The organism is Acidobacteriota bacterium (genome assembly GCA_020853395.1).
Lineage (GTDB): Bacteria > Acidobacteriota > Vicinamibacteria > Vicinamibacterales > SCN-69-37 > JADYYY01.
Genome location: JADYYY010000002.1, coordinates 309,918 through 331,210, shown reverse-complemented (window position 1 = coordinate 331,210; position 21,293 = coordinate 309,918). Strand labels below are relative to the sequence as shown.

Annotated in this window: 23 protein-coding genes; 13 read left to right on the top strand and 10 right to left on the bottom strand. The window is 69.2% G+C overall.

The window, feature by feature from the left end:
* Positions 1 to 29 precede the first annotated feature (29 nt).
* From tsf to rplM, 4 genes are all read right to left on the bottom strand, one after another.
* Positions 30 to 632: a translation elongation factor Ts gene (gene tsf, locus IT184_02055; protein MCC7007576.1), complete on the bottom strand. Its 603-nt coding sequence runs from the start codon at positions 630 to 632 to the stop codon at positions 30 to 32.
* A gap of 165 nt (positions 633 to 797) precedes the next feature.
* Entirely contained in the window at positions 798 to 1,571 is a 774-nt protein-coding gene (gene rpsB / locus IT184_02050) for a 30S ribosomal protein S2 (protein ID MCC7007575.1), read from the bottom strand.
* 71 nt (positions 1,572 to 1,642) lie between these two features.
* Entirely contained in the window at positions 1,643 to 2,035 is a 393-nt protein-coding gene (gene rpsI, locus IT184_02045; GenBank protein MCC7007574.1) for a 30S ribosomal protein S9, read from the bottom strand.
* Position 2,036: 1 nt separating this feature from the next.
* Positions 2,037 to 2,471, bottom strand: coding sequence for a 50S ribosomal protein L13 (gene rplM, locus IT184_02040; GenBank protein ID MCC7007573.1), 435 nt, complete (start codon positions 2,469 to 2,471; stop codon positions 2,037 to 2,039).
* Positions 2,472 to 2,736: 265 nt separating this feature from the next.
* Here rplM and pilM point away from each other — a divergent pair, with 265 nt between their 5' ends.
* The 13 genes from pilM to IT184_01975 are packed head-to-tail and all read left to right on the top strand — an operon-like array spanning position 2,737 to position 15,147.
* Complete coding sequence (gene pilM, locus IT184_02035) at positions 2,737 to 3,801, top strand: type IV pilus assembly protein PilM (GenBank protein MCC7007572.1); 1,065 nt, start codon at positions 2,737 to 2,739, stop codon at positions 3,799 to 3,801.
* Positions 3,798 to 4,433, top strand: coding sequence for a PilN domain-containing protein (locus IT184_02030; GenBank protein ID MCC7007571.1), 636 nt, complete (start codon positions 3,798 to 3,800; stop codon positions 4,431 to 4,433). The genes pilM and IT184_02030 overlap by 4 nt, the downstream gene beginning before the upstream one ends.
* Before the next feature lie 4 nt (positions 4,434 to 4,437).
* On the top strand, positions 4,438 to 5,025 hold the full coding sequence (pilO, locus tag IT184_02025; protein ID MCC7007570.1) for a type 4a pilus biogenesis protein PilO: 588 nt from the start codon (positions 4,438 to 4,440) through the stop codon (positions 5,023 to 5,025).
* Entirely contained in the window at positions 5,022 to 5,489 is a 468-nt protein-coding gene (locus tag IT184_02020) for a hypothetical protein (GenBank protein ID MCC7007569.1), read from the top strand. The genes pilO and IT184_02020 overlap by 4 nt, the downstream gene beginning before the upstream one ends.
* A complete protein-coding gene (pilQ, locus tag IT184_02015; protein MCC7007568.1) occupies positions 5,486 to 6,901 on the top strand; it encodes a type IV pilus secretin PilQ in 1,416 nt (471 codons plus the stop codon). Before IT184_02020 ends, pilQ begins: the two co-directional genes overlap by 4 nt.
* A gap of 2 nt (positions 6,902 to 6,903) precedes the next feature.
* Positions 6,904 to 7,563 (top strand): hypothetical protein, encoded by a 660-nt coding sequence (locus IT184_02010; protein MCC7007567.1) that lies wholly within the window; start codon positions 6,904 to 6,906, stop codon positions 7,561 to 7,563.
* Between the two features lie 32 nt (positions 7,564 to 7,595).
* Complete coding sequence (locus tag IT184_02005) at positions 7,596 to 8,861, top strand: PKD domain-containing protein (protein ID MCC7007566.1); 1,266 nt, start codon at positions 7,596 to 7,598, stop codon at positions 8,859 to 8,861.
* Positions 8,862 to 8,893: 32 nt separating this feature from the next.
* Positions 8,894 to 10,540: a tetratricopeptide repeat protein gene (locus tag IT184_02000; protein MCC7007565.1), complete on the top strand. Its 1,647-nt coding sequence runs from the start codon at positions 8,894 to 8,896 to the stop codon at positions 10,538 to 10,540.
* An 8-nt stretch (positions 10,541 to 10,548) separates the two neighbouring features.
* Complete coding sequence (locus tag IT184_01995) at positions 10,549 to 11,664, top strand: aminopeptidase P family protein (protein ID MCC7007564.1); 1,116 nt, start codon at positions 10,549 to 10,551, stop codon at positions 11,662 to 11,664.
* Positions 11,665 to 11,667: 3 nt separating this feature from the next.
* Positions 11,668 to 12,150 carry an acetyl-CoA carboxylase biotin carboxyl carrier protein gene (gene accB / locus IT184_01990; protein MCC7007563.1) on the top strand — a complete coding sequence of 161 codons (483 nt, stop codon included), beginning with the start codon at positions 11,668 to 11,670 and terminating at the stop codon, positions 12,148 to 12,150.
* A 3-nt stretch (positions 12,151 to 12,153) separates the two neighbouring features.
* A complete protein-coding gene (gene accC, locus IT184_01985; GenBank protein MCC7007562.1) occupies positions 12,154 to 13,533 on the top strand; it encodes an acetyl-CoA carboxylase biotin carboxylase subunit in 1,380 nt (459 codons plus the stop codon).
* A 3-nt stretch (positions 13,534 to 13,536) separates the two neighbouring features.
* Complete coding sequence (gene thiE / locus IT184_01980) at positions 13,537 to 14,178, top strand: thiamine phosphate synthase (protein MCC7007561.1); 642 nt, start codon at positions 13,537 to 13,539, stop codon at positions 14,176 to 14,178.
* 9 nt (positions 14,179 to 14,187) lie between these two features.
* Positions 14,188 to 15,147, top strand: a complete 960-nt coding sequence (locus IT184_01975; GenBank protein ID MCC7007560.1) for a bifunctional 5,10-methylenetetrahydrofolate dehydrogenase/5,10-methenyltetrahydrofolate cyclohydrolase — start codon at positions 14,188 to 14,190, stop codon at positions 15,145 to 15,147.
* An 85-nt stretch (positions 15,148 to 15,232) separates the two neighbouring features.
* On the opposite strand, the gene IT184_01970 is transcribed toward IT184_01975, so the two are convergent.
* The 6 genes from IT184_01970 to IT184_01945 all read right to left on the bottom strand — a co-directional run bounded on the left by IT184_01970 (position 15,233) and on the right by IT184_01945 (position 21,292).
* On the bottom strand, positions 15,233 to 15,856 hold the full coding sequence (locus IT184_01970; protein MCC7007559.1) for a dephospho-CoA kinase: 624 nt from the start codon (positions 15,854 to 15,856) through the stop codon (positions 15,233 to 15,235).
* Between the two features lie 16 nt (positions 15,857 to 15,872).
* Positions 15,873 to 17,108 (bottom strand): tetratricopeptide repeat protein, encoded by a 1,236-nt coding sequence (locus IT184_01965; GenBank protein ID MCC7007558.1) that lies wholly within the window; start codon positions 17,106 to 17,108, stop codon positions 15,873 to 15,875.
* Between the two features lie 4 nt (positions 17,109 to 17,112).
* Positions 17,113 to 17,661: an HAD hydrolase family protein gene (locus IT184_01960; protein MCC7007557.1), complete on the bottom strand. Its 549-nt coding sequence runs from the start codon at positions 17,659 to 17,661 to the stop codon at positions 17,113 to 17,115.
* A gap of 144 nt (positions 17,662 to 17,805) precedes the next feature.
* On the bottom strand, positions 17,806 to 18,777 hold the full coding sequence (locus tag IT184_01955) for a KpsF/GutQ family sugar-phosphate isomerase (protein ID MCC7007556.1): 972 nt from the start codon (positions 18,775 to 18,777) through the stop codon (positions 17,806 to 17,808).
* 2 nt (positions 18,778 to 18,779) lie between these two features.
* Positions 18,780 to 19,619, bottom strand: coding sequence for a 3-deoxy-8-phosphooctulonate synthase (gene kdsA, locus IT184_01950; protein ID MCC7007555.1), 840 nt, complete (start codon positions 19,617 to 19,619; stop codon positions 18,780 to 18,782).
* A complete protein-coding gene (locus IT184_01945; GenBank protein MCC7007554.1) occupies positions 19,616 to 21,292 on the bottom strand; it encodes a CTP synthase in 1,677 nt (558 codons plus the stop codon). Before IT184_01945 ends, kdsA begins: the two co-directional genes overlap by 4 nt.
* Position 21,293 lies beyond the last annotated feature (1 nt).

Below are 21,293 nucleotides of genomic sequence, written 5' to 3'. Positions count from 1 at the left end.
CCGCCGCCGCTCAGGACGACGAGCGTTCTCTACTGTTCTCCGACCTTGAACCGGACGAAGCGGGCGACGTTGAGGTTCTCGCCGAGCTTGGCGATGGCAGCCTGGAGCATCTGGCCGACGGTCGTCTTCGGATCGCGGATCGACGGCTGATCGACGAGCACGACCTGCTCGAAGAAGCTGCCGAGCTTGCCGTCGATGATCTTGTCGATCACCTGCGCCGGCTTGCCGGCGTCCTGCAGTTGCGCGCGGTAAATCGCGCGCTCACGCTCGAGCACCTCGGCCGGCACGTCCTCGCGCCGCACGTACTGGGGGCTGGCGGCCGCGATCTGCAGCGCGATCTCCTTCATCAGCGTCTGGAAGTCGTCGGTGCGCGCCACGAAGTCGGACTCGCAGTTCAGTTCCAGGAGCACGCCGACCTTGCCGCCGGCATGGATGTACGCGTAGATCTGGCCTTCGGTCGTCGACCGTCCCGTCTTCTTGGCGGCCTGGGCGAGCCCGCGCTTCCGGAGAATCGTGCGGGCCTCCTCGATGTCGCCTCCCGACTCCTGCAGCGCGGCCTTGCATTCCATCATGCCCGCGCCGGTCAGATCGCGAAGCTGCTTCACGAGTGCGGCGGTAATCTCTGCGGCCATAGTCCCTCTCGATGGGGAAGCGGGCGTGGCGCCTCGGGCGCAGCCCGCGTTCTGCTGAACGATCGCCGGGCGATGCCCGGTGCTCGGACTCTTCTGTCGGCGGCCGGCAGCACGGACGCCGCCGGCGCCTGGGTTGATACGTGACGTGGAGGACGGATCGAGCGGCTACGCCGGAGTGGCGGCCTGCGGCGCGGGCTGCGATACCGGCGGCTGCGGCACGGGCGCGACTTTCGTCTCGGCGGCGCCGGCCGATTCGGCCAGGCCGCGGCCGGCGAGCACGGCGTCGGCGATCGCGGCCGCGAACAGCCGGATCGACCGCAGCGCATCGTCGTTGCCCGGGATCACGTATTCGACCTGGTCCGGATCGCAGTTCGTGTCCACGACGCCGATCACCGGGATCTTCAGCTTGCGCGCTTCGTCGACGGCGATCTGCTCGTGCTTCGTGTCGACGATGAAGATGGCGTCGGGCAGCCGCGACATGCCGCGGATGCCGTCCAGGTTCTTGGCCAGCTTGCGCCGTTCCTTGTCGTACCGCGCGATCTCCTTCTTCGACAGCGTCTCGTACCGGCCGTCGGTGGTCATCGCCTCGAGCTCGCGCAGCCGCGCCAGGCTGCGCTGAATCGTCGAGAAGTTGGTGAGCAGGCCGCCGAGCCAGCGCTGGTTCACGTAGAACATCTGGCAGCGCTGGGCTTCTTCGAAAATCGCGTCCTGGGCCTGGCGTTTGGTGCCGACGAACAGCATCGTGCCGCCCTGACCGGCGACGGTGGTGGCGAACTCGATGGCCTCGCGGAGGAGCTTGGCCGTGCGGCCCAGGTCGAGAATGTAGATCCCGTTGCGCTCGCCGAAGATGTATGGCTTCATCTTCGGGTTCCATCGCTTCGTCTGGTGGCCGAAGTGCACGCCGGCCTCCAACAAGTCCTTCAACGCGATCGCACTCAAGCTGGGTCGTCTCCTTCTCAATGAGCCTCGTCGAGGCCCTGCGCCCTCCCAGGAGGACGGCGCCGCTGCCGTTACCGTTTGCTGAACTGGAAGCGCTTGCGGGCGCCCGCCATCCCGTACTTCTTGCGTTCCTTGGCGCGCGGATCGCGCGTGAGCAGCCCTGCCTTGCGCAGCGCCGCGCGCAGCTCGTCGTTGTAGCCGAGCAACGCCCGCGCGATGCCGAGCCGTAGCGCGCCGGCCTGGCCCGACACGCCGCCGCCCATCGTCGTCGCCACGACGTCGAAGCGTTCGGCGGTCTCCGTCACCACGAGCGGCAGCCGGATGTTCAGCCGGTGCGTCTCGGTGGGGAAGCTCGTCTCGATGGGCTGGTGGTTGACCGTAATCTGGCCCGAGCCGGGCCGAAGGAACACGCGGGCGGTGGACGTCTTGCGCCGGCCGGTGCCGTAGTACTGCGTCGTAGCCAAGTTACACGACCTCGAACTGTTGGGGTTTCTGCGCCGCGTGAGGGTGATCGCCCGCGATGTACACCTTGAGCTTGCGATACATCGCTTCCCCCAGCTTGTTCTTCGGCAGCATGCCGCGCACGGCTTCCTCGACGATGCGGGCGGGGTTCTTCTTGCGCACGATCTTCGCGCGCTCTTCCCGGAGGCCGCCTTCGTAGCCGCTGTGGTAGCGGTAGAGCTTCTGATCTTCCTTGCGGCCGGTGAGCCGCACGCGGCCGGCGTTCACGATCACCACGAAATCACCCTGATCGAGGAACGAGCTCCAGGTCGGTTTGTGCTTGCCTTGCAGCAGGCGCGCGGCCTGGCTGGCGACTCGTCCCAGCACGCGGCCGTCCGCATCGATGAGGTGCCACTGTCGCGTGTCCGTCCGAGCGGCAGTGGTCTTGCCCGTGACCATTCGTACCCTTTCAGCCGAATTCAAAGAACGGCAAACCCAGATGATACGAGGGGATCGCGAAAAAGTCAATCTTCAGGCCGGTCGAACGCGGTCGCGCTCGACGACGGCCGCGCGATCCACAGCCTTACAGAACTGTGCGGCAGTCGACAAGTGTCGATCCGATCGAGCGTTGTCGCGCCACGCAAGCCCGCCAGCCCCTGGCTGACGCTCGCGAGAGCCGGCTTCGCGGTGTCTTGGCACCTGCCTTGCCTTGTGACCAGCCGGCATGCAACTCGGCTCTGCCTTCCGTTCGCCCATCGTCGGGCTCGACATCGGTTCAAGCGCGGTCAAGGCCGTTGTGCTGCGGCGCAGCCGTGCCGGTTGGTCGCTCGTCTCGGCCGGCGAGGCGCCGGTGCCCGACGACGCCGCGCGCGAGGGCGCCTCTGATCCCACCGTCGTGAGCGAGGTCGTCAGCAGCCTGCTCGACTCGCTGCGCCTGCGACGAGCGCGCGTCGCGGCCGCGCTCGCCGGTCACTCGGTGATCGTCAAACGGCTGTCGCTGCCCAGCATGACGGACGCCGAGCTCGCCGAGGCCATCCCTTGGGAAGCCGAACAGTACATCCCCTTCGATCTGAGCGAGGTGCAGCTCGACTACCAGGTCGTCAAGATCGGCACCGATGCGGGCCGCAACGCGCTCGACGTGCTGCTCGTCGCCGCCAAGCGCGATCGCATCGACGACCGCACCGGCATCGTCGTCCAGAGCGGACGACGGCCGGTGGTGCTCGACATCGAGGCGTTCGCGCTGGCCAACGCGTACCGGATGAACTACCCCGAGCGCGACGACCAGCTCGCCGTGCTGTTGCACGTCGGACGGGCGCTCACGCTCGTCTGCCTGCTCGAGCACGGCCAGCCCGTGTTCACCCGCGACATCGCGGTGGGCGGTGGGCTGCACCTCGAGGCGCTGAAGCGCGAGTTCGCCGCCGTCGGCACGGACGACCTCGCCGCCAAGCGCATGCTCCACGGCCAGATGCCCGCGCACCTGCCGCCCGAGCAGGTGTCGGCGGTGCTGCGGCAGGCCAGCCAGCGGCTCGTCGCGGAGGTCCGCAGCACGATCGACTTCTATCGAGCGACCGCGCCCATCGAGAAGATCTCGCGCGTGGTCGTCTCGGGCGGCGCCTGTGACGCCGTTGGCTTCACGGAGCTGCTCGGGGCGGAGTTCGGCGCGCCGGTCGAGGTCTTCGATCCCTTCCGCCGCGTGACGCGGCCGAGCCGTGGCGCCGCGGCCGATGCGAGCGGGCCGGCATATGCGGTCGCTGTCGGCCTGGCGATGCGGCAGGAGGGCGACCGGTGATCAAGGTCAACCTCCTCTCGACCACGCCTGGTGCCAAGCCGCCGCGCGTCTGGATTCCCGCAGAGCAGCGATCGGCGGCGATCGGCCTCGCCATGCTCGTCGTGACGGCCGTCGGCGTCGCTGGCTGGTGGTACTACCTCAGCAGCGTCAAGGCCGATATCGATCGCCGGATCAATGCCGCGGACGCCGAGCTCGTGCGCCTCAAGGACGCCGCCAAGCTCGTCGAGAAGGTCACCGCGCGCAAGACGGAGCTCACCGAGCGTCTTGCGGTCATCGCACGGCTCCAAGCGGCGAAACGCGCGCCCGTGACGCTGCTCGAGACGCTGAGCCTCACCCTGCCGGACGGCCTGTGGCTGCTCGAGGTCAAACAGGCCGGCACGACGGTGCAGGTGGAGGGCCGGGCGCTGACGCTCACCGCCGTCACCGACCTCGCCGAGGGCATGCAGAACTCCGGCGTCTTCCAGCGTCCCGTCGAGATCCTGACGACGAGCACGGAGGCCGTTGAAGAAACGACGGTCGTGCGGTTCAGCGTCAAGGGGGAGCTCACCGCGCCGTCACTGCCCAACACCGCGGAACACGCCCGCGCGCCAGGCGCCGTCGTGAGCACCGCCGTTGCCCGTCCGGGAGCATGAGCCAGTGGCAAAAAGCCTTCACGAACTCTCATCCCGCTCGCAGCTCATCGTCTTCGTCGTGCTCTGCGTGATGGCGGTCGGGGCCGCGTGGCAGGTGCTGCTCGGCCCGGCCGACGCGGAGATCACCGCGGCACGGACGCGGCTCGGCACGGTGGAAGGCGAAGTCCGCAAGGCGCAGCTCGTGGCCATGAGGCTTCCGGCCGTGCAGCGGGAAGTGCGCGCGCTCGAGCTGTCGCTGAAGGAAACCGAAGCCGTGATTCCGGCCGAGAAGGACCCGCAGGACGTGCTGCGCAGCCTCCATCAGCTCGCGAGCGACTCGCAGCTCGACATCGCGAGCTTCGCGCCGAAGCCGATCGTCGCCAAGGCGCAGTACACCGAGTGGCCGATTCAGCTCGGCCTCGAGGGCACCTATCACGACCTCGGCCGCTTCTTCGATCGCGTGGCGACGATGTCGCGGTTGATGTCCGTGTCGGACCTCCAGTTGAAGACGAAGACCAAGTCGGCCGGGCGCGGCAGCATCAGCGCGTCGTTTCTCGCGACCACGTTCGTCTTCCAGCCGGACCTCGCCGACCTTCCGGGAGAACGTCCATGAAAACCGCCGTGCTCGTGCTCGCGCTGGCCATGCCGTCGATCGCCGCCGCGCAAACCTCCGCGACGGCGCTGCCGATCGCCGCGCCGGCCGCGTCGATTCCGGTCGGCAGCCGCGTGGGCGAGGTCGTCACGGGATACGACGATGGCGGGCGGCGCGACCCGTTCGGGAGCCTCGTGCTGTCGAAGCGCGCCGCGACACCGGCCGACGGCCGTCCTCGCTCCGGGCTCGCCGGCCTCTCGCTCGCCGACGTCGTCGTCAAGGGCGTCGTCCGGAACGGCACCACGATGCTCGCGATTCTGGAGTCGCCGGGCCGGCAGTCGTTCGTGACCAGGGTGAAGGACCGCCTGATCGACGCGACGGTCGTGAGCATCGACCGCGACGGCGTGGTCTTCAGCGATCGATCCGGCGGCACGCCGACCGAGGTGCGCAAGCCGCTGCGTCCGCAAGGAGAGGAAGTCCGATGAGGAACATGCGCATCTGGGGATTCGGCGTCACGCTGGCGGTGGCCGGGGCGCTGGCGGGCGAGAGCGCCGGCCCGATGACGGTGCTCGCCGCACCCCAGGCACCGCAGGCGAACGTGCTGCGGCAGTTCAGCGGCACGCCGATCGACGTGGACTACCAGGGAGCGAACCTGCGCGCCGTGTTGAGGCAGTTGTCCGAGATCGGCGGCATCAACCTGGTCATCGACCCGAGCGTGCCGACGAACGCCACGGTCGATCTCAAGCTCACCCAGGTGCCGTGGGATCAGGTCATGGACGTGGTGCTGCGGTCGAGCGGCCTGACGAACCAGCTCGACGGGACCGTGCTGCGCGTGCTCACGCGCGAAGCACGAACGCGGGAGCTGGACGACGAGGCGAAACAGAAGCGGGCGGGCGAGGCGGTGCCCGATCTGGAGACGGCGCGGCTGCGGTTGAACTACGCGGAGGCGGCGAAGATCAAGGCGCTGCTCGAGGCCGCGCGGCTCGTGTCCGACCGCGGATCGGTCGAGGTCGAAGACCGCACGAACATGCTCATCATCAAGGACACGGCGCGGAGCATCCAGGACATCCAATCGCTCATCGCCGACCTCGATCGTGCCGAGCCGCAGGTCGAGATCGAGGCCAAGATTCTGCGCACGAACCGCGATACCGCGAAGGCGCTCGGCGTCCAGTGGGGGGCGAACGGCCGCGTGGCGCCCGAGCTCGGCAACACGTCGCCGCTCGGGTTCCCGAACCGGGGCACGGTCGGCGGCCGCGTGCAGCAGTCCGGTGACGTGTCGCAGGGCCCGAACGATGCCCGCGCGTCCTCGCTCGAGCGCACGGCGACGGCCGTCAATCTGCCCGTCACCGGCGCCGCGAGCGCGCTGGGGCTGTCGCTCGGCGCGGTCAACGGCGCGTTCAGCCTCGACGTCGCGCTCTCGGCGCTCGAACACGACGGCAAGGCCAAGGTGCTGTCGACGCCGCGCGTGACCACGCAGAACAACAAGCAGGCGGAGATCACGCAGGGCTTCCAGGTGCCGTTCCAGACGGTGGCCAACAACACCGTGACGGTGCAGTACCGCGACGCGGCGCTGAAACTGAACGTGACGCCGCAGATCACCGCGGCCAACACCGTCATCCTGCGCATCGTCCTCGAGAACGGCACGCCGGACTTCAGCCGGGCCGTCAACGGCAACCCGTCGATCAACACGCAACGCGCCGAAACGCAGGTGCAGGTGGGAGACGGCGTGACGACCGTGATCGGCGGCATCTTGCAGACGACCGAGACGTCCAACATCGATCAGACGCCGGGCATCGGGCGCGTGCCGCTGCTCGGCTGGCTGTTCAAGCGGACTGACAACCGCAGCGAGAGCCAGGAACTGCTGATCTTCATCACGCCGCGCATCATCCGAGGGTAGTCATGCCATCCGACTTCGATTCAGTTCCGCGCGGCGGCCGGCCGGAAGGCGCGGCCCGCGGACGCCGACACGGCCGCCGGCTCTGGGCCGCCCTGATGCTCGGCACGGCGATGGTCGTGCCGGCGTGCACGGCGGGCCAGCTCGCGGGCCAGTCGCCTGCGTACCTGATCGTCGACCAGCTCGAAGCCGCTTCCGGGACGGGCGAGGATTTCGAGGGATCGCTGACCTCGGACGTGCAGACGAAGGGGAGCGTGTTCGAAGACGTCGGGCGCGTGGCGTTCCGCCTGGCGCTGAAGGATCCGGGCGCGACCGACTCGCCGACCACGCCGTCCACCACGAACTTCATCACCGTGCGCCGCTACCACGTGCGGTTCGTGCGATCGGAGCGCGATCGCAATACGCAAGGCGTGCACGTGCCGTACGAGTTCGACGGCGCGATGACCGTCACCGTCGACGGCACCGGCGCCGCCGGGACGTTCGTGCTGGTGCGGGCACAGGCCAAGCTCGAAGCCCCGCTCATCGCGCTGCGTCACCAAGGCGGCGCGGTCGCGATCTCGACGATCGCCGAGGTCACCTTCTACGGCGAGGACCAGGCCGGGCGTGAGGTCAGCGTCGTTGGGCAGATCAGCGTGAACTTTGCCGACTGGGCGGACCCGGAGTGATGCGCGGGCGATCCGCCGTGTGGAGTACTGACGTGCTGACAAGACGATTGATCGTGCTGGGACTGCTGGCCGCCGCGGCCGGGTGCGCGCTCGACAAGCAGGCGCCGCCTGCGTTGAGCGGGCCGTCGGAACTCGGCCTGTCGCTCGCCGTCTCGGCGACACCGGACGTCGTGACGCAGGACGGCCGCTCGCAGGCCACGATCGAGATCGTCGCCCGCGACGGCAACAGCCAGCCCGTCCGAACGACCGTGCGCGCCGAGATGCTCGTCGACGGCGTCGCCATGGACTTCGGGACGCTGTCCAACCGCTCGGTCTCGACCGGAGCGGACGGCCGCGCGTCGATCGTCTACCAGGCGCCCCCCGCACCGCCCGCGACCGTGACCAAGGACACGATCGTGACGGTCGCCGTCACCCCCGTCGGCGGCGACTACGCGAGCGCTGTGGCCCGCACCGTCGCGATCCGGCTCACCAGGCCCGGCGTGATCCTCCCGCCGACCACCGCGCCCGGCGCGCCCGTACCCGACTTCTTCTTCTCGCCGACGACGCCGCGCGAAGACGACGAGGTGCTCTTCGACTCGTCGGCCTCGACCGATCCGGACGGCGAGATCGTCTCCTACAGGTGGACGTTCGGCGATGGCGGCAGCGCGAACGGCGTGCGCGTGTCGAACCAGTACGACTTCCCCGGCACCTACAAGGTCGTCCTCACCGTGACGGACGATGCCGGCAGGGTCGCGAGCGCGACGAAGGACGTGCAGGTCGGCACGGCGACCGCGCCCACCGTGGACTTCACCTTCTCACCGACCGAGCCGATCGTGGACCAGGCGGTGAACTTCAACGCCACGATGTCGAAGGCGGCCGCCGGACGCCACATCTCCGGCTACGACTGGGATTGGGGCGACGGGACGCCGCACGGCACCGGCGTCACGGCGACGCACGCCTTCGGGCTGCCCGGTACCTTCACCGTCGTCCTCCACGTGACCGACGATTCGGGGCAGGACACCGCCGTGTCGAAGACGATCAAGATCGAGACGGCGAAACCCAAGGCCGACTTCTCGGTGTCGCCGCCGACCGCCACCGCGGGCGTGACGGCCGTCACGTTCAACGGATCGCTGTCGACGGCACCGGCCGGACGGACGATCACGGGCTATGCGTGGGACTTCGGCGACGGCACGACGTCGACGGCGGCAGCGCCCGCGCACACTTACGCCGCGCCAGGCACCTTCACGGTGGTCTTGACCGTCACCGACAGTGCGGGCGCCACCGGCATTACGTCGAAGACCGTCAGCGTGACGCCCTAGCGGCCGCGCGACAGGAAAGGGACCAGCGCGGCATGAAGGGCGGAGGGCTGCTGCTCAACAGGACTCGGCAGGTGCCGGCGGAAGACACCGCTGCGTTTGCCGGGATCGCCGAACGCTTCCGTCGGGCAGGCGATCTCGATCGCGCGATCACGCTGTGCCGCGACGGCTTGAAGAAGTTTCCGACGCTGCTCTCGGCCCGCGTCACGCTCGGCTGGGCCCTGCTCGACAAAGGGTGCTACGACGAGGCGCGTGCCGAGCTCGAGCAGGTGTTGCGGCGCGCGCCGGACAACCTCGCTGCGATTCGCGGGCTGGCCGAGCTGCACGACCGCAGCGAGCACATCGCACAGGCTGCCGATGCGAGCTGGCACCAGGTGCCCGCCGCCGAAGACGATCCGCCTGCGATCGCCGCCGCCGATCCGGATCTGCCGATCAGTTCGATCTTCGCGACCGCTGCATCGCTCGACGAGCCCATCAGGCTGGCGGACTTCGACGTCTCGGCACCCGCCGACGCGCCCGTGGAGTTCGAGACGACCACCCGTCCGGCGACCGACTGGCCGTTGTCTGCCGCCGATGGATTGCCGGTCGACCTTGGATCGGCCGTGATGTCGGCCCGCGAGGACCTTCGTCTCGGCTCGCCCGCCGAGAAGACCGCCTACGTCGAACAGGCCGCGAAGGCCATCGCGCCCGAGTTCGAAGGGATCTCGCTCGCGGCTAGCGATGGCGTCGAGCCGACGTCGCTCCAGTGGGACGGCCTTGCCGGGCACAGCGACGCAGCCCCGCTCGTCGTCGAGGCGGCCGCAGACGATGGGCGCGACAAGGTCGTGGAGCAGGAGGCGATCGTCACGCTGCCGGCGTCCGCCGATCTCGAGCTCGAGGTGCTCGCGGATGCATTCTCCGCGGAGCCCTTCGATCCGGTCGTCCCGCAGGCTTTGGAGCTGACCAACGATACGGCCGGCCCCGACACGCTCATCGCCGAGCTGCAGGCTTCCGGCTTCGCGGATCTGAAGCTCGAGCCGCCCACGTTCGGCGACGTCCCGATTCTGGAGGCCGCGGCGCCGGCATCGCCGGCCACGGCGGCTGACATGGACGCCGAGCGCCCCCTGCATCTCGAGGAGGAACCGTCCGGCGCCGCGGAGGTGAATGCGGCCGGTTCGGAACTGGCTCTGCTGCCCGTGGCGTTCGAAGACGGCCTTGCCGCGGCCGTGCCCCTCGGCATTGCGTTCGCCGGTCACGCACAGGTTGAAAGTGACCTCGAGATCCGGGCCGCTCGGCCCGGCACGCGCGCGGATGTGGAGACAGAAGAGGAGCAGATCGAGAAACGGCTGAAGGAGGCTGCTATAGATCTGCCGCCGGCGCGCGAGGTCATGGACGTCCTCGAGCTCGCGCCAGCCTTCGAAGCGCCAGCAGCCGTGCTCCCGGCGACGTCTGCACTGCCGGTGCTCGAGCTCGTGCCCGGCGTCGTCGGTTCCGTGCTGCCCGAATCGAGCGCCACGGCGGCTCTGGTGCCATCGGGCGCCCACGGGGACGCGCCGGCCTTCGTCGCCATGCCGATCCCGCTCGTCAACGACATCGGACGGCCGCGCGACCGCGAAACGCAGGCCGTATTGGCGGCGCTGACCCGATTCTCCCGGCAGGCTCACGCCCGGCGACTGGAACTCGACGCCAGGTCTGTGGCGTAATCGTCTCGATGGACGAACGCCCGCAGCCGGCCTGGACCGGACGCCTGCACGCGCTCGAACGTGGCCTCGGGGCCGAGACTCTCGACGGTTTCGTCGTCTCGACGCCGCTCAACCTCGTGTACTTGACCGGCTACGCTGGCTCGGCCGGCCTGGTTTTGATCACGCCACGACAACGCATCCTGATCGTCGACGGCCGCTACGATGTCGTCACGCGCGAGGATATTCGCGCCGGCCGGCTGGCGCAGCTCGAGGTGGAACGCGTCGAGCGCCGGTACGACCTGACGCTTGGCGACATCGTCAAGAAGCTCGGCCTTCGCCGCGTCGGATTCGAGAGCGCGCACGTCACGGTCTCGACGGCAGCCGCCTGGCAGCGAGCCGCGCCGGAAGTCCTGTGGATTCCGCTTGAGAAGGTCGTCGAACGCCAGCGGATGATCAAGGATGCCGCCGAGACGGCCGTGCTCCGAAAAGGCGGCGAGACCCTGCGGCCCGTGGTCGCGGCGCTCAGGGAGATTCTGCGGCCTGGTCGGACCGAGAGGGAAGTCGCCGACGGGATCGACGCGGCCATTCTGGCGGCGGGATTCGAGCGTCCGTCGTTTCCGACGATCGTCGCATCCGGACCGAATAGCGCCCATCCGCACGCGAGGCCAGGCAATAGGGCACTCGCCCGCGGCGACCTCGTCGTGCTGGACTTTGGCGGCGTCTTAGACGGATACTGCGTCGACTTGACGCGCATGGCGGCCATTGGCGAGGTCCGACCCGAGGCGCGCGCGCTCCTCACTGCCGTGGACGCCGCGCATGCGGCCGCGCTCGCGAGCGTCCGTCCGGGCGTGCTGACGTCAGCGATCGACGCGGCAGCCCGGGACGCCCTCGAATCCCGAGGGCTGGGCCAGGCATTTCCGCATTCGACCGGACACGGTCTCGGCCTGGAGATTCACGAAGCGCCGAGAATCGGCCGACCGGATCCGGAGACCGACGAGGTCGTCCAGGCCGGCATGGTGTTCACGATTGAGCCCGGGGCCTACGTCGAAGGCCAGGGTGGCGTGCGATTGGAGGATGACGTGCTCGTGACGGCTCATGGATGCGATGTCCTCACGGACATCCCCCGACAGGTCCTGGTGATCTGACGCATGGACCTCGAGGACATCAAGCAGCTCCTGGAGCTGGTCCGGGCGCACGACCTGGCGGAGTTCGAGCTCGAGCGAGACGGCCTGAAGCTTCGCGTCCGGAAAGCCGGCCGCGAGATCGCGCACGGCGTGATCATGGCGCCTCACGAGGCCGTGGCGCCGGCTGCGATTCCGGTGGCGGTCCCCGCGGCCAGCGCCTCGACGGGCGCCGCACCGGCGAAGCCGGAGCCGGCCGATGCAGTCGATCTCGGCGTGATCAAGTCGCCGATCGTCGGCACGTTCTACTCGGCGACCGAGCCCGGCGCCCCGCCCTTCGTTCAGGTGGGCGACCGCGTGGCCAAGGGCCAGGTGCTCTGCATCATCGAAGCGATGAAGCTGATGAACGAGATCGAGAGCGACTGCGACGGCGAGATCGTCAAGGTCTACGTCGAGAACGGCAAGGCGGTCCAGTTCGGCGACCGGCTGTTCGCCATCAAAGTCAGCTGACCCATGTTCAAGAAGATCCTGATCGCGAACCGCGGGGAAATCGCCCTTCGCATCATCTGCGCGTGCCGCGAGCTCGGCATCAAGACCGTCGCGGTCTATTCCGAGGCCGACGAGCACTCGCTGCACGTCCGGTTCGCCGACGAGGACGTCTGCATCGGCCCGGCTCGGAGTGCCGACAGCTACTTGAACGTGCCGGCGATCATCAGCGCCGCCGAGATCACGGGGGCGGATGCCATTCATCCCGGCTACGGCTTCCTGTCCGAGAGCGCGTATCTCGCCGAGGTCTGCGAGGCCTGCCACATCAAGTTCATCGGCCCGTACCCGAACGTCATCCGGCTGATGGGCGACAAGGCCCGCGCGCGCCGCGCGATGAAGAAGGCCGGTGTTCCGGTGCTGCCGGGCAGCGACGGGCCGGTGAGCGGCGAGGATCAGGCCCTGAAGGTGGCCCGGGAGCTCGGCTACCCGGTGATCATCAAGGCCGTCGCGGGCGGCGGCGGGCGCGGCATGCGCGTCGTGCGTGATCAGGACGAGCTCGCCAAGTCGCTTCGCACGGCGATGCGCGAGGCCGAGTCGGCGTTCGGCGTCGGCGACGTCTATCTCGAGAAGTACGTCGAGTCGCCGCGTCACATCGAAATCCAGGTGCTGGGGGACCACCACGGCAACGTGATTCATCTCGGCGAGCGCGAGTGCTCCGTGCAGCGGCGGCACCAGAAGCTCATCGAGGAGGCCCCATCGGCCGCGCTGACCGCCAAGCAGCGGCGGAAGCTGGGATCGACGGTCGTGGACGCCGCGCGGGCCGTGCAGTACACGAATGCTGGCACGTTCGAGTTCCTCCTGGACCCGCAGGGCCAGTTCTACTTCCTCGAGGTCAACACGCGGCTTCAGGTGGAGCATCCCGTCACTGAGTTCGTGACCGGCGTGGACATCGTCAAGGAGCAGATTCTCGTGGCGGCCGGGCGGCGGCTCTCCGTGAAGCAGAGCGACATCAAGATCACCGGTCACGCCCTCGAGTGTCGCGTCAACGCCGAGGATCCCGAGACGTTCGTTCCGAGCCCTGGCGTGATCCACGCGTTCTCCGTGCCGGGCGGCCCGGGCGTGCGGGTCGATTCCTACGCCCACTCCGAGTGCACCGTCTCGCCGTACTACGATTCGCTCATCGCCAAGATCATCACCTACGGCCGCGACCGCCAGGAGGCCATCGCGCGGATGCGACGCACGCTCGAGATGACGGTCGTCGACGGCATCAAGACCTCGATTCCGCTCCACCTGCGCATCCTGCAGGACCCGGATTTCGTCGCGGCGCGCATCAGCACCAGCTTCATGGACCGGTTCATGCCGGAGAAGAAGGCCGCCAGCGCCGCGCCGCTCGCCGAGAGCGCCTGACGGGTGCGCCAGCCGCTTCCACGCCTGTACGCGATCCTCGACACGGATACGGCAGCCAGGTACGGGCTCGCCTCGCTCGATCTCTTCGACGGCTGGCTGCGAGCCGGCATCCAGCTCGTGCAGCTCCGCGCGAAGACCATGGCCAGCGGCGCGCTGCTCGATCTCGCGGACGCGATGGCTGCGCGCGCGCGTGAGGCCGGCATCACCCTCATCGTCAACGACCGGGCAGACATCGCGGCCCTCGCCCGTGCGTCGGGCGTGCACGTCGGCCAAGATGATCTCGCCCCGAGGGACGTGCGGCAGGTCGTCGGCGACGCGGCCCTCGTCGGCGTCTCCACGCACACGCCGGCACAGGCGGCCGCCGCGCTCGAGACACCGATCGACTATCTCGCGATCGGTCCGGTGTTTGCGACGACGACCAAGGATCGCCCTGATCCGATCGTGGGGCTCGAGGGCGTCGCCGCCGCGGCCAGCATCGCGCGGCCGCGTGGTGTTCCCGTGGTGGCGATTGGCGGAATCACGGCGGCATGTGCGCGGGCCGTGCTCGACGCTGGTGCCGCGTCCGTCGCGGTGGCCGGAGGCTTGATCGGGCCCGATCCCGAGCGACAGGCGCGCGCGTTCCTGCGCGCGCTGGCGTCGCGCTGAGGTACACACATGGCAGCTCGTCGTCTCGACGGCACCGCGGCATCCGCCGCAATCCGTGCCGAACTCCAGCCGCAGGTGGCCGACTTCACGCGTCGCGCCGGGCGGCCTCCGTCGTTGGGCATCGTCCTTGCCGGCGACGATGCCGCCTCGCACGTGTACGTCAGCGCCAAAGAACGGGCGGGCGCCGAGACCGGCCTGCGCGTCTCGGTTCATCGGCTGCCCGCCGTGGCGCGCCTCGACGAGGTGCTCGCGGTCGTTGATCGGCTGAACCGCGATCCGGCGTGCGACGGCATCCTCGTGCAGTCGCCGCTGCCCTCGCACATGGGCAGGGCCCAGGCCGTGTTCGACGCCATCGATCCGGAGAAGGACGTGGACGGGTTCCACCCCGCGAACGTCGGCCGGCTCGTCCAGGGGCGCGCGACGCTGGCGCCCTGCACGCCGTCCGGCGTCATCGAGCTGCTCGATCGAGAGGGCGTCGCCATCGACGGCCGCCACGCCGTCGTCGTCGGACGGAGCGACATCGTCGGCAAGCCGATGGCGCTGCTGCTCCTGCAGCGGAACGCGACCGTCACGATCTGTCACTCGAAGACGATGGATCTCGCCAGCATCACCCGGCAGGGCGACATCCTCGTGTCCGCCATCGGGCGGCCCGGATTCATCACCGCGCCGATGGTGCGGCGGGGTGCGGCCGTCGTGGACGTCGGCACCACGCCGACGAGCGTCCGCGAGACGGTCGTGGCGTTGTTCGGGGCGGGCAGCTCACGGGTTGCGGCGTTCGATCGAAAGGGAAGCACGGTCGTCGGCGACGTGCACCCTTCCGTCGCGGACGTCGCCGGCGCGGTCTCGCCGGTGCCGGGCGGCGTGGGGCCGCTCACGATCGCGATGCTGCTCAAGAACACGCTCGCCGCGGCGCAGGCGCGCGAGGCGAGCCACGGCCTCGGCCATCGGCGCGGCGACGTCGAGGTCTGAGCGGTGCACGCGGCGTGCCGCTCTCCTCGGAATCTCCTCGGAGAATGGACGACGTGACCGGCGCCGGTGCGAGGCCGGCCGTCCGTCAGGCCGGACGCGGCTCATGTCGCAGGGCGTTCCAGACCTCTTCCACCTGCCGGTCGGTGTCGGCAAACGAGCCGTCCGTGTCGATCACGTAGTCGGCGCGCGCGCGCTTGGCGTCGATTGGCCACTGTGCCGCGATGCGCGCGTTCGCCTCCCCGGCGCCGATCCCCCCGCGTGCCGCGACGCGCGCGAGCTGCGTCGCCGGCGCGCACGCGGCGACCACGACGCGGTCGAAGTCCACCTCGTGGCCGGTTTCGTACAACAGGGGGATGTCGGCGATCCCGACATCCGCCGGCGCGGCCGCGTCCGGGCCGGCAACCGGTAGCGTCGTGAACCAGTCGCGGACGCGAGCGTAGACGATCGGATGCACGATGCTCTCGAGATCGCGCCGCGCGTGCGCGTCGTGGAAGACGATGCGCGCGAGCGCGTTACGGTCGAGGGTGCCGTCAGGCGCCAATATCCCCGCGCCGAATCGCTGGACGATCGCCGCGAGCGCGCGCGAGCCCGGAGCCACGGCGTCGCGTGCGAGTGCGTCCGCGCTCGTCACCGGTGCGCCGAGGTGCGCGAAGCGCGCGAGACAGTAGGACTTGCCCGTGCCGATGCCGCCCGTCAGCGCGACGCGAATCACGCGGCCGGCCACGTCACTGCGCCAGGATGGGCGGAATCTCGGACTCGAGGTCCGTGGCCGGGGCGATGCGGTCTTCCACGAACGTGTCCCACTCGTGGCAATGGGGGCACTGCCAGATGAGCTCCGTGCTCCGGTACCGGCACTTCAGGCACACGTGTGGATCGAGGTAGAAGACCGACTGTCGGGTCACTTCGATGTAGCGCACGACCAGGTGTTTCGGGAGGTCGAGCGCCGAGAGCGTCGCCCAGACGGCCTGGTGGATCGCCAGCGCGTGCGGATTGTGTTCGAGCGCTTCGAACAGCAGCTCGACGGCCTGCGCGGGACGTCCGCGGCTCGACAGGTGCTGCGCCAGGGCGATGCGCGCGCGCCATTCGCGCGGCGCGCTCGCGATGAGCCGCCGGCAGAGGTCGGCAAAGCGTTCGGGCTGTCCCAGCGCCGCGTACGCTCGTTCGAGACGGCTGAGCGCCAGGTGCGCGCGATCGATCGACACCTGGATGGCCCGCTCCCAGGTGGCGATGGCGGCCTGGACCTCACCACGCGTGGACTGCGCGTCCCCGAGATGCAGGTACGCCGGCACGACCGCGGCGTCGAGGTCGATCGCCGCTTCGAACCGTCGCACCGCGTCGTCGAGCCGCCCTTCCTTGAGCGCCTGCAGGCCGAGCTCGTTCTCGAGGAAGGCCAGCACGCGCTGCGAGCGCGGCTGATCGGGCGGGCCGGCGATGCGGGCGAGGCGGCGCCGCGTGACGTACGCCTCCTGCCACTGGTGCTGATCCTCCTGCAGCTTCTCCAGGTTGATGAGCGCCGACTCGTTCTCGGGATCGAGCTTCAGCACGTCGGTGAAGACCGCGACCGCGCGATCGACGAAACCGCCACGTCGGTAGTCGAGCCCGAGGCAGAGCAGCACGTTGGCCTGTTCGACCTTGTTGAGCCGAGGGCGCTGGACGAGCGCCTGGTGCTCCTGGATCGCCCGGCCGGTCTGACCTTTCTCGCGGTACAGATTGCCGAGCACCAGCCGGATCTCGAGCGCGCTCGGATCCAGCGCCGCGGCCCGCTCGAGCTCCTCGATCGCGAGATCGACCTGCCCGGCCACCAGGTGGTTGAGCCCGAGAATGAAATGCGGCGACTGACGGAGACGACGGCGATCGATCCACCGGCCCTCCACGAGCTTGTAGCGCTCCCAGGCCTTGCCGGCCGCGAGACCGACGAGCAACGCCACGAGCACGCCGAGCACGCCGCCGTACTCTTGCATCGGATCAGCCGCGGTCCAGGAAGCGCGACACGAGACCGTCCCATCGGCCCTGCGCGCGCAGGATCAGCTCGATCAACTCGCGCACGGCGCCGCGGCCGCCGGGATACGCGCTCACCCAGTGCACGCGCGACCGCACGTCGTCGACCGCATCGGCCGGCGCGGCCGACAGCCCGACCCGCTGCAACACCGGCAGGTCGAGCAGATCATCGCCCATGTAGGCCGTCTCTTCGTCCGCGCAGCCGCATCCCGTCAGGATATCCGCATACGCCTGGCGCTTGTCGGGGCCAGGTTGGCACACGATGGTCAGGCCCAGCTCGCTCGCGCGGCGGACCGTGGCATCCGACGGCCGGCCGCTCAGCAATCCAATCTCGAGACCGTCGCGGCGTGCCCACGCCATGGCCGCGCCGTCGCGGATGAAGAACCCCTTCGATTCGCCTTGCCCCGCGTGGATGTGGACGGTGCCGTCGGTCAGCACGCCGTCCACGTCGAGCAGCAGCAAGCGCACGCGGCGCGCACGGATGTCGAGTTCTTCGCGGGAAGCCGGTCCAGCCATATCGTTCAATGGAATCCGTTGGTGCGCAGCCTGCGGCGAAGCCACGTCGAGTCCTGAGCCGTCAGCGCCGGCGGCCGATCCGTGGAGCCTCACGCCAGAGCTCACGGCCCCAGAATCCGACGACGCGATGCCGCGGCGAACGCACTAGAACATCTGCGTGCGCCAGAGATCGTGAAGGTGCACGACGCCCTCGACGACGTTCGACGCGTCGACGACGACGACCGCCGTGATCTTGCGCGCCTCCATGACGCGGAGCGCCTCGACGGCCATGAGGTCGCGGTGAATCGTGACCGGCAGCCGCGTCATGATCTCTCGCGCCTGCCGCTCCAGCAGATTCGAGCCGGGCGTCATGTGCCGGCGCAAATCGCCGTCCGTCACGATGCCGGCGAGCCGCCCGTGCTCGTCGACCACGCAGGTCATGCCCAGGCGTTTGCTCGACATCTCGTGAATGACGTCCGGCATGAGCGCGTCGGGCGCCACCGCGGGCAGCGCCGCGCCGCCGTGCATGAGCGCGCCGACCCGCATCAGCCGTTTGCCGAGGCGGCCTCCCGGGTGCAGGTGCGCGAACTGTTCGTGGTTGAAGCCCTTGCGATGAGCCAGCGCCATCGCCAGGGCGTCGCCCATCGCGAGCGCGGCGGTCGTGCTCGCCGTGGGGGCAAGGTTCCACGGGCACGCTTCTTCGGCGACTTCGGAGCTGAGCGTGGCGTCGGCGGCATGGCCCAGGGTCGACGCGGGAGTACCGGTGAGGGCGATGAGCCGGGCGCCGATGCGTCGAATCGCCTCGAGCAGGCGCACGAGCTCTTCGGTTTCGCCGCTGTAGGAGAGCACGAGCACGACGTCGTTCGCCTGCACGACCCCCAGGTCGCCGTGCACGGCTTCCGCAGCGTGAAGGAAGACGGCGGAGGTGCCGGTGCTCGACAGCGTGGCGGCGATCTTCCGGGCGATGATGCCCGACTTGCCCATGCCGCTCACGATCACGCGACCCGTGCAGTGCTCGAGCAGATCGAGCGCGCGATCGAACTGGCCGTCGAGCCGTGGAATGAGGCCGAGGATGGCCTTCGCTTCGGTCTCCAGCACCTTCCGCGCGAACGCGGCCGTGTCGCGGTCCCCCGGCATCGTCATCGTTGGCCGGCAGTCGTGCGGCCTTGAACGACGGCGTGCAGCGCGACGAGCCGCTCGAGCAGCGGCGCGAGCCGGGCGAGCGGCAGCGCATTCGGGCCGTCGCTCTTGGCCCGTTCCGGCGCCTCGTGCACTTCGAGGAAGACACCGTCCACGCCTGCGGCGACCCCTGCAGAGGCGAGCGGCTCGACGTACTCCGACAGCCCCGCGCTCACGCCGTCGCCGGCGCCGGGCAGTTGGAGGCTGTGCGTCACGTCGAACACCACGGGTGCGCCGAGCGCGCGCATCATCGGAAACCCGCGCATGTCCACGACCAGGTTGTTGTAGCCGAACGACGTGCCGCGCTCGGTCACGAACACCCGGTCGTTGCCCGCGGCTCGGACCTTCGCGATGGCGTGTTTCATGTCGAGCGGCGCCATGAACTGCCCCTTCTTGATGTTGACGACGCGGCCCGTTCTCGCCGCCTCCGTGATGAGGTCGGTCTGCCGGCTCAGGAACGCCGGAATCTGGAGCACGTCGACGACCGCGGCGGCACGCGGCGCCTGCCAGGCCTCGTGGATGTCCGTGAGCACCGGCACGCCGAGCTCGTCGCGGATGCGGCCGAGGATCTCGAGGCCGGCCTCGAGGCCAGGCCCGCGAAAGGAGGCCGCCGACGTCCGGTTCGCCTTGTCGAACGATGCCTTGAAGATGTACGGCACGCCGGCCGCCCGGGCCGTCGCGGCGATGCGCTGGCCGAGCCCGAGCGCGTGGGCTTCGCTCTCGATGACGCACGGGCCCGCGATGAGCACGAGCGCGCCGCGTCCAAGGACGACCGTCTCGGTGACCGGGACGGCGATCACGACCGCGCGCGCCGCTCGCCGACCGCCGCGACGGGAGCGGGCAGCCCTTCGGCCGCCATCTTGCGGCGGTACGCCGCCTCGACGAACCCCGCGAACAGCGGGTGCGGCCGCAGCGGCTTGGAGTGGAACTCGGGGTGGAACTGCACGGCGACGAACCACGGATGGCTCGGCAGCTCCACGACTTCGACGAACTTGCCGTCCAGCGAACGTCCGACGATGCGGAGGCCGTGTTCGACGAGCACCTTCTCGTACTCGGGATTGAACTCGTAGCGATGGCGGTGCCGCTCGTGGACGATCTCCTCGCCGTACAGCTTGAAGGCGAGCGAATCCGGCGACAGACGGCAGGCGTAGCTCCCCAGACGCATCGTCCCCCCGAGGTCGTCCACGCCGAGCAGATCGCGGAGCTTGTAGATGATCTTGTGGGGGGCCAGCTCGTTCACTTCCGTCGAATCCGCGTCGCAGAGGCTGCAGACGTGGCGCGCGTACTCGACGACGGCCCACTGGAACCCGTAGCAGATCCCGAAGTAGGGGATCTTCCGCGTCCGAGCATACTCGGCCGCGATCATCATGCCGCGGCTGCCGCGATCGCCGAATCCCGGCGCCACGAGGATGCCGACCGCGCCCTCGAGGAGGCGGGGGCCGTCGGCGTCCTCGAGCGCCTCGGCTTCGACGTACTTGAGCCGGACGGTCAGCCGGTGCTTGAAGCCGCCGTGCGCGAGCGCTTCGTTGATGCTCTTGTACGAGTCCTCGTATTCCGTGTACTTCCCGACGAAGTGGAGCGTGATTTCGTCCTTCGGGTTGCGGATGCGCTCCGCGAGCTCCTTCCAGGCGTCCATCCTGGCTTCAGTCTGCGGCAGCCGCAGCCGATCCAGGACGATGCGGTCGAGGCCCTCGCCCGCCAGGCTGAGCGGCACCTCGTAGATGCTCGCGACGTCGCGCGCCGTGATGACTGCATCTTCGTCCACGTCGCAGAAGAGGGCGATCTTGCGCTTGAGATCGCGGTCGAGTGGCCGATCGGTCCGGCAGAGGAGCACGTCCGGCTGGATGCCGATCGATCGGAGATCGCGCACGCTGTGCTGCGTTGGTTTCGTCTTCAGCTCACCAGCCGAGCCGATGTACGGCACGAGCGTCAGGTGGATGAAGAGCGCGTTGTCCCGGCCGACGTCCTGCCGGAACTGCCGAATGGCTTCGAGGAACGGGAGGCTCTCGATGTCGCCCACCGTGCCCCCGATTTCCACGAGCAGCACGTCCACGTCCTGCGCCGCGGACCTGATGGCCTGTTTGATTTCGTTGGTGATGTGCGGGATCACCTGCACGGTGCGGCCCAGGTACTCGCCGCGGCGCTCCTTCTGGATCACGGACAGGTAGATCTTGCCGGTCGTCCAACTGTGGTTCCGCGTGGCGACCATGTTGGTGAACCGCTCGTAGTGCCCGAGGTCCAGGTCGGCTTCCGCGCCGTCGTCCGTGACGTACACCTCCCCGTGCTGATAGGGGCTCATCGTGCCGGGATCGACGTTGATGTAGGGATCGAACTTCTGCAGCGCCACCTTGTAGCCGTGGCCCTCCAGCAGACACCCGATCGACGCGGCGGCCAACCCCTTGCCGAGCGAGGAGACGACGCCGCCAGTGACGAAGATGTACTTGACCGGTCGGGAGCGTTCGGTGTGCGTCATG